The 8171-nt window shown below is 48.3% G+C and carries 7 protein-coding genes; 4 read left to right on the top strand and 3 right to left on the bottom strand.

What is annotated here, in order from left to right; genetic code table 11:
• Positions 1-761: MurR/RpiR family transcriptional regulator (locus ACRCZA_RS08240; protein WP_438673972.1), on the bottom strand; the 761-nt coding region annotated here is incomplete at its 3' end.
• A 311-nt stretch (positions 762-1072) separates the two neighbouring features.
• On the opposite strand from ACRCZA_RS08240, the gene zwf reads away from it, so the two are divergent.
• The 4 genes from zwf to ACRCZA_RS08260 are packed head-to-tail and all read left to right on the top strand — an operon-like array spanning position 1073 to position 5766.
• The gene (zwf, locus tag ACRCZA_RS08245; protein WP_438673973.1) at positions 1073-2545 is read left to right on the top strand and encodes a glucose-6-phosphate dehydrogenase; all 1473 of its coding nucleotides are present in this window, start codon (positions 1073-1075) and stop codon (positions 2543-2545) included.
• A gap of 10 nt (positions 2546-2555) precedes the next feature.
• Positions 2556-3254, top strand: a complete 699-nt coding sequence (pgl, locus tag ACRCZA_RS08250) for a 6-phosphogluconolactonase (protein ID WP_438673974.1) — start codon at positions 2556-2558, stop codon at positions 3252-3254.
• A 9-nt stretch (positions 3255-3263) separates the two neighbouring features.
• A complete protein-coding gene (gene edd / locus ACRCZA_RS08255; protein WP_438673975.1) occupies positions 3264-5105 on the top strand; it encodes a phosphogluconate dehydratase in 1842 nt (613 codons plus the stop codon).
• A 19-nt stretch (positions 5106-5124) separates the two neighbouring features.
• Positions 5125-5766 (top strand): bifunctional 4-hydroxy-2-oxoglutarate aldolase/2-dehydro-3-deoxy-phosphogluconate aldolase, encoded by a 642-nt coding sequence (locus ACRCZA_RS08260; protein WP_438673976.1) that lies wholly within the window; start codon positions 5125-5127, stop codon positions 5764-5766.
• 222 nt (positions 5767-5988) lie between these two features.
• Here ACRCZA_RS08260 and ACRCZA_RS08265 read toward each other — a convergent pair whose 3' ends face one another.
• Together ACRCZA_RS08265 and yfbR are read right to left on the bottom strand one after the other, a co-directional pair.
• Positions 5989-7329: an anti-phage deoxyguanosine triphosphatase gene (locus ACRCZA_RS08265; protein WP_438673977.1), complete on the bottom strand. Its 1341-nt coding sequence runs from the start codon at positions 7327-7329 to the stop codon at positions 5989-5991.
• A 24-nt stretch (positions 7330-7353) separates the two neighbouring features.
• The gene (yfbR, locus tag ACRCZA_RS08270) at positions 7354-7941 is read right to left on the bottom strand and encodes a 5'-deoxynucleotidase (protein WP_438673978.1); all 588 of its coding nucleotides are present in this window, start codon (positions 7939-7941) and stop codon (positions 7354-7356) included.
• Positions 7942-8171: the final 230 nt, after the last annotated feature.

An 8171-nucleotide genomic window follows, 5' to 3' on the forward strand; every position in this document is an offset into this window, starting at 1 on the left:
AAGCCCGTTGCCAATACATCTATAGTCACGAGTTGTGCTAAACGCGAGGCCATAGGTAAATACATGTCAGTATCTTCCGGCACTTCCATCGTGACGGGCAGGGTACATTCCATGGATAACGGTGAGTTACGTGCAGTAATACCAATCACTGCTGCGCCATTTTCCCTTGCTAAGCGCGCGATTTCTATCAAGGATTTTGTGCGGCCCGTGTGTGAAATCAAGACGACCACATCCCCTTCATTGCTGTTGATGCAGCTCATTCTTTGCATGAGAACATCGTCAAAACAAATGACCGGCACATTAAAACGGAAAAATTTATTTTGGGCATCGTGAGCCACTGACGCTGAAGCGCCTAAGCCAAAAAAGGAGATTGTTTTGGCTTGCGTCAGTATATCTACAGCTTTATTTATGGCGGATATATCTAAACTTTGGCGGGCAGTATCTAGGGAAGCCATTGAAGATTCAAATATTTTTGTTGTATACGATTCAGTTGAATCATCTTCTTCAACGTGGCGACTGACATAAGGAGTGCCGTTCGCAAGACTTTGGGCTAGATGTAATTTAAAATCAGGAAAGCCCTTGGTGTCTAAACGGCGGCAGAAACGGTTGACTGTGGGTTCACTGACATCTGCCATCTTAGCGAGTGTGGCGATACTCGAATGAATCGCTGTTTGTGGTGATGCTAAGATCACCTCGGCTACCTTGCGTTCTGACTTGCTAAAATGGGTGAGGCTTTTTTGAACCTTTTCTAGGGTATTCATACGCGTACGTCCGCTAAATTGAGAATGTAACTTTATTTATTTTTGTTAAGTGGCGCAGAAAAAGTGACACACCACTCATATCGATAGTTTGTCGTAAATTTTTTGTACAATTTTGAAATAAGATTTTACTACCTTCAGTAATTTAAGCACAAAAAGCATATCAGATTTATGCCTTAAGTGACTAGTTGACCGACTTGCTAAACTTGATAAAAAGAGATGCATTTAACAAATTCTGTTGTTATATTACAACAAAAGTGTGAATTTCTTCATCGAGATGAAGGGACACTGCATACACAGGAGAGCGTACCGCAATGGGCAATACAACATCAGGCGCTAAAGCATGTGATTTCGTACTCTTTGGGACTAAAGGCGATTTGGCTCGACGTAAGTTGTTACCGTCTTTATACCAGTTAGATAAAGCCGAACTTCTTGATAAAGAGACGAAGGTTATCGGTGTTGCAAAGGATGAGTTTACTCAGGATGAATTTAAAGAGTTAGTCATTCTCGCGTTGAAAACCTTTGTAAAAGAAAGTCTTTGCGAGCAGACACTCCAACGTTTCTTGTCCCGCTGTCATTATATCGGCACGAATTTTACCGATCCGGCTGGCTACCATGCCTTCCATGAGTTGCTCAAACCAGAAGAGCGAGTGATGGTCAGTTATTTTGCGACGCCGCCTGCGATTTTTGGTGATATATGTCGCTGTTTACATGAACAAAATCTTATCCACAGCGATTCTCGTGTGGTGCTTGAAAAGCCTATCGGTTCCGATTTAGATTCCTCCCGCGTCATCAATGACCAAGTGTCTGCCTATTTTAAAGAACGTCAGGTTTACCGTATTGACCACTATTTAGGTAAAGAAACGGTGCAAAACTTGATTGCTCTGCGCTTTGCTAACTCGTTATTTGCTTCAAAGTGGGACAACCGGACCATAGATCATGTGCAGATCACCGTGGCTGAAGAAGTGGGGATTGAAGGCCGTTGGGGCTATTTCGATAAAGCGGGTCAAATGCGCGACATGATCCAAAACCATTTACTGCAGGTGTTGACCTTGGTCGCGATGGACCCCCCGGTTAACCTAGATGCTGATAGTATCCGTGATGAAAAAGTCAAAGTACTCAAATCCCTTCGTCCTATTAATGCTGATAATGTGTATGAGAATACCGTTCGCGGACAATACAGTGCGGGGTTCTTAAAGGGCAGTCCAGTGCCTGGGTATTTAGAGGAAGAGGGCGCCAATCAGCAGTCGAACACTGAGACCTTTGTGGCGATCCGCGTCGATATCGATAACTGGCGCTGGGCAGGGGTTCCGTTTTATTTGCGTAGCGGTAAGCGTATGCCGTTCAAGAGCTCGGAAATTGTGGTGTATTTTAAAAATCCTCCCCACAATTTATACCGCTCAAGTTATCGTAACTTACCTCCGAATAAGCTGACCATTCGTCTGCAACCTCATGAAGGGGTTGAGATCCAGATGATGAATAAAGTGCCGGGCCTTGAGCAAAAGCAGCGCTTACAAACCACAAAACTCGATTTAAGTTTCTCCGATACCTTTAAAAATGAACGTATTGCCGACGCCTATGAACGGCTATTGTTGGAAGCCATGCTTGGCAACCAAGCGCTCTTCGTGCGCCGTGATGAAGTGGAGCAAGCATGGACTTGGGTCGATGGGATTATCCAATCTTGGGAACAAAGTAACGAAAAACCAAAACCGTATCCCGCAGGGACTTGGGGACCAGTAGCATCCGTTGCCCTGATCACCAAAGACGGTCGCTCGTGGGATGAATAGGGGGGCTGTGATGATAAAAGAAACCGTATTTAAATCCTTTGATACGCCCAGCGCATTAGAAGAACAGTTAGCCAGCCGTATCGCCAGCCAACTGCAGGAAGCGGTGGATGCCCGAGGTAAAGCCAGTCTTGTGGTGTCAGGAGGCTCTACGCCGCTGAAACTGTTTGAATTATTGAGCATGAAATCAATCGATTGGAGTGATGTGTATGTCACTCTCGCTGATGAGCGTTGGGTAGATGTAGAGGATCCCGCCTCTAATGAGCGGTTAGTGCGGGCGCACTTGCTGCAAAACCGTGCCGCGAACGCTAAGTTTCGTGGCTTAAAAAATATGTTTTCAAGCGCCGAGGCTGGGGTGGATATGGCGGCGGAGTGTTTGTCGCACTTTCCACAGCCCTTTGATGTTGTGATCCTAGGGATGGGCAATGACGGCCATACCTGCTCATGGTTTCCCTGCTGCGCGGAGCTTGCAGAGGCTTTATCTACCGAAGCATTGTGCCTTGCGACCCACCCAACGACCGCACCCCATGCCAGAATGACCTTATCTAAGAGTGCCATTTTGAACAGTCGCCAGATTTATTTGCATTTGGTGGGGGAACAAAAATTATCAGTATATCGTCAAGCCTTAGAACATGATGATGTTAATGCCATGCCAATCAGAGCCGTATTAGCGCAGCGTAAAACGCCCGTTGATGTGTTCTGGAGCGCTTAAGGAGTCACAATGCACTCAATCACCCCAAATCCCGTCGTGCAAGCCGTTACCGATAGAATTATTGCGAGGAGCAAAGCTTCTCGGGAAGGCTATTTGGCCGCATTGAATGAAGCGCGCCACCACGGCGTCCATCGTAGCTCGCTAAGTTGTGGGAATTTGGCCCATGGTTTTGCCGCCTGTCGTCCTGATGAAAAAGTGGCATTGCGCCAGTTAACTAAGGCCAATATTGGCATAGTTACCGCCTTTAACGACATGCTGTCGGCTCACCAACCCTATGAAACCTATCCTGAATTGCTTAAAAAAGCCTGCCAAGAGGTGGGGAGTGTGGCCCAAGTGGCTGGCGGCGTGCCAGCGATGTGTGATGGTGTCACTCAAGGCCAACCGGGGATGGAACTGAGTTTACTGAGTCGTGAAGTGATTGCTATGGCAACGGCAGTGGCGCTGTCCCATAACATGTTTGATGGGGCGTTGCTGCTTGGGATCTGCGATAAAATCGTCCCCGGCTTGCTCATCGGCGCGTTAAGTTTTGGCCATTTACCTATGCTGTTTGTGCCCGCCGGCCCGATGAAATCGGGGATCCCTAATAAAGAAAAAGCCCGTATTCGCCAGCAATTTGCGCAAGGCTTGGTGGATCGCGCGCAATTATTGGAGGCCGAGGCACAGTCTTACCATAGTGCCGGGACTTGTACCTTCTATGGCACGGCCAACTCGAATCAATTAATGCTCGAAGTCATGGGGCTACAATTGCCGGGATCATCTTTTGTCAATCCCGATGATCCCCTGCGTGAAGCCTTAAACAAAATGGCCGCGAAGCAGGTGTGCCGTTTAACCGAATTAGGGACACAGTACAGCCCAATCGGTGAAATTGTTAACGAAAAATCCGTCGTCAACGGCATTGTCGCCCTGTTGGCAACCGGAGGCTCGACCAACTTAACCATGCACATCGTTGCAGCAGCCCGTGCGGCGGGCATTATTGTTAATTGGGATGATTTTTCTGAGTTATCCGATGCCGTGCCTTTGCTTGCTCGGGTCTACCCCAATGGCCATGCAGATATTAACCATTTCCACGCGGCAGGTGGAATGGCGTTTTTGATCAAAGAATTGTTAGACGCCGGTCTGCTGCATGAAGATGTCAATACTGTGGCGGGCTTTGGTCTACGCCGTTACACCCAAGAGCCTAAATTGCTTAATGGTGAGCTGTGTTGGGTCGATGGCCCAACGGCAAGTTTAGATCCTGAAGTGTTAACCTCAGTGGCGACCCCTTTCCAAAATAACGGCGGCTTAAAACTGCTAAAAGGTAACCTAGGCCGAGCGGTCATTAAGGTTTCAGCGGTGCAGGCGCAGCACCGTGTTGTGGAAGCGCCTGCAGTGGTGATTGATGATCAAAATAAACTGGAAGCTTTGTTTAAAGCGGGTGCGTTAGAGAAGGATTGTGTGGTGGTGGTAAAAGGCCAAGGGCCTAAAGCCAATGGCATGCCCGAGCTTCACAAGTTAACGCCACTCTTAGGTTCGTTACAGGATAAAGGTTTTAAAGTGGCCCTGTTGACCGATGGGCGGATGTCAGGCGCCTCAGGTAAAGTGCCTGCGGCTATCCATTTAACGCCTGAAGCCTTAGATGGCGGCTTAATCGCGAAGGTGCAAGAGGGTGACATGATCCGCGTCGATGCCCTAAGCGGCGAGTTAAGCTTGCTGGTCAATGACACTGAACTTGCGAACAGGGCTGCGGTGCAGGTGGATTTACGCCGCTCACGCTATGGTATGGGCCGTGAATTATTTGGTGCACTGCGTGCTAACCTCAGCAGTCCTGAAACCGGTGCGCGTAGTACCAACGCCCTCGATGAACTCTATTAAAAAAAGGAAGAATAACGCAATGCTTGAGAATAACTGGTCATTACAACCACAAGATATTTTTAAACGCAGCCCTATTGTTCCTGTGATGGTGATTAACAAGATTGAGCAGGCCGTGCCATTAGCCAAAGCGCTCGTTGCCGGTGGTATTAGCGTGTTAGAGGTCACCTTACGTACCCCATGTGCGCTTGAGGCGATCACCAAAATTGCCAAGGAAGTTCCTGAGGCTTTAGTCGGTGCTGGCACCATTTTAAACGAAGCACAATTGCAACAAGCTGTGGCGGCGGGCGCCCAGTTTATTATTACCCCAGGGGCAACGGTGGAGTTGCTGAAAGCGGGCATGCAGGGCACAGTACCTTTGATCCCCGGTGTTGCCAGTATTTCAGAGGTGATGACGGGCATGGCGCTAGGTTATCGCCATTTTAAGTTTTTCCCTGCTGAAGCATCGGGTGGCGTTGAAGCCCTAAAAGCATTTTCTGGTCCTTTAGCCGATATTCGTTTTTGTCCAACGGGGGGGATCACCGCAAGCAGCTATAAAGATTACCTTGCCCTTAAAAATGTGGATTGTGTTGGCGGCAGTTGGATTGCGCCAACCGACGCCATCGAGCAGGGCGATTGGGCGCGGATCACTACGTTGTGTCAAGAGGCCGTTGGCATCGAGTAACATCCTATTTTTAAAGGATAATACTAAATAAAAACCACCGCGAAGGTGGTTTTTTATTTGGGGTTGCCTTGTGGTTTAGCATTCTTCTGGAGTTGTGGTTTAGCATTTTTCTGAATAAGTGCAATGCTATCCCGACGGCGCTTGCTTGGTAACGTGACTGAGCACACCTTGTCAAGAGCAAAGGTCAAGGGCAAACGGGCCTTGAGTTGGCGGTGTTCACTATTACATTTCTTTGCTCAGTTCAATATGAGAACCGGCTTTAGGGCTAAACAGTTGTTGATATAGGCGCCCGGCAAATTCATCGGTCATTCCTGAAATATAGTCTGCCAGTATCCGGTGGCTATTAAGGCCTTGCTGCTCGCTTTCGCGCCAGCGCTCTTGGGTGTTCAGCGGTAATAAGCGTTCGGGATCAGAAGCAAAGGCTTCGAATAAGCCCATCACAATTTGTTGCCCTTTATATTCCAGCATTTGGATCTCAGGTTTACGGATCACATATTGATATACTAAGTGTTTTAGGGCGCTGAGTACTTGTGCAAATTCGGCTTCAAGGGTGGCATTAAAGCGTAATAACGGCTCTTCAAAGTCGGGATCTTCGTTGATGAAGATGGCTGTGACAAAGCCATTGACGAGGGTGCCTATCGCATCTTTACGCAGGTGATGCTCGTGGGAAAACAATTTATTGCCAATATCCCCAAGTTCTTGTTTTATCCAAGGATCCTCACTCATGGCAAGGGTTGGGGCAACCGTTTGCTGCCATTGAGCGGGGGTGACGATGCCCATGACGATGGCGTCTTCCAGATCATGCACCGCATAGGCGATATCATCGGCGAGCTCCATAATTGAGCAATCGAAGGATTTAAATTGGGTGCGCTGGTGCGGATAATGGGGCAGTGCAAGCTGCTGGTGTCGGGTAAAGCGCTGCCTATCTTGCGCAGACAACGGTGCCAGAACCCAAGCAAAAATGTCGTTATCGTCATCAAATATGCCCTTCACCGGCGGCCATTGTGAGGGTTTTAATTGCCGATGGTGGCTTATCGGCGAAAATTCCCCCGCCACATATAAGTGTGAACGCAGCGCGGGGTATTTTAAGATGCCGAGCAGAGTGCGACGGCATAAATTCATTCCGAAATCTAAGGTATACGGCTCAAGCTTGGATAAAATCCGAAAGGTTTGGCCATTTCCCTCAAAGCCACCGTGAAAGCGCATCATATAATTTAAAGCGACTTCGCCGCCATGGCCAAAGGGTGGATGGCCAATATCATGGGCTAAGCAGAGGGATTCTAATAAGCTCATTGAGCTCAGTAGCCTTTGGTGCTGGGGATATTTGCGTTTCAACTGGGCGGCGATCCCTGTGCCGATTTGCGAGACTTCGAGGGAGTGGGTCAAGCGAGTACGATAGAAATCATTCATGCCGACGCCGAGCACTTGGGTTTTTGCCTGTAGGCGTCGAAAGGCGGCGGAGTGCAAAATGCGCGCCCGATCGCGTTGATAGGGGGTACGGTGATCTAGGCGGCGTTGTTTATCCTCGCCATGGCGGCGTTCTTGCCAAACGTGTGAAGTCATATCCATCCTGTGACAGCAGCAAAATTACAGCATTTTGTTAATTTCATCTAAATTCAGGGTAAAACTGGGGACAAAACAGTCCATAAAATATTTTACCGCGGGATCCGGATTCGTCGCCAGCATGTGCTCGAGACGCTTTCTGGCGGTGTTGAACTCGCTATTGCCGGCGCGATTTTCTTCAAGACACTTAAGATACGCACAGAGAGTGTCGGCGGATTTAACGATATTCTTGTAACGGGGATCGGCGCAGTGACTGATAAACAGTTGCCGATAGTCGTCTTTAAACTCTTCGGGGACCATTTCGAGCATGCGCTGCTCGGCAATCGCTTCAATTTTCTTATATTCGGCTTCAATTTCTTTATTAAAGTATTTGACCGGCGTCGGTAAGTCGCCCGTTAATATCTCGCTGGCATCATGGAAAATGGCTAGGCTGGTTGCTTGGTTGGCATCGAGGTGGGTGCCGAATTTTTTATTGCTGATGATCACCAGTGCATGGGCCACCATGGCGACCTGTAACGAATGTTCTTGAACATTTTCAGGGCGGACGTTGTACATCAAGGGCCAGCGTTGGATCAGTTTCATACGGGCAAGGTGGGCAAATAAATGACTCATGGTGATCTTTCCTGTGCTACGAGATAACCCAATGATTATCTATAGCTTATGCTTTGCTGGACAAGGCTATTAATGGCAGTTGCCATCATGGCATAAATTGTATGCCGTGTTAATCCAAAGCGTAGTTGACTACATCCCTTTGGGCGATGACATTGAGAAGACGACCTTGATCAGATGGGGACCTTGATGCACTCAGTCATCCCTTAAACAGCTGAGGGGGCTAAACAGGA

The sequence above is a fragment of the Shewanella sp. genome (genome assembly GCF_051658185.1).
In the GTDB taxonomy this organism is placed as follows: Bacteria; Pseudomonadota; Gammaproteobacteria; order Enterobacterales; family Shewanellaceae; genus Shewanella.

Coding starts and splice junctions, on each gene's coding strand:
- zwf (WP_438673973.1), top strand. CDS start 1,073: ATGGGCAATACAACATCAGGCGCTAAAGCATGTGATTTCGTACTCTTT.
- pgl (WP_438673974.1), top strand. CDS start 2,556: ATGATAAAAGAAACCGTATTTAAATCCTTTGATACGCCCAGCGCATTA.
- edd (WP_438673975.1), top strand. CDS start 3,264: ATGCACTCAATCACCCCAAATCCCGTCGTGCAAGCCGTTACCGATAGA.
- yfbR (WP_438673978.1), bottom strand. CDS start 7,941: ATGAGTCATTTATTTGCCCACCTTGCCCGTATGAAACTGATCCAACGC.
- ACRCZA_RS08260 (WP_438673976.1), top strand. CDS start 5,125: ATGCTTGAGAATAACTGGTCATTACAACCACAAGATATTTTTAAACGC.
- ACRCZA_RS08265 (WP_438673977.1), bottom strand. CDS start 7,329: ATGACTTCACACGTTTGGCAAGAACGCCGCCATGGCGAGGATAAACAA.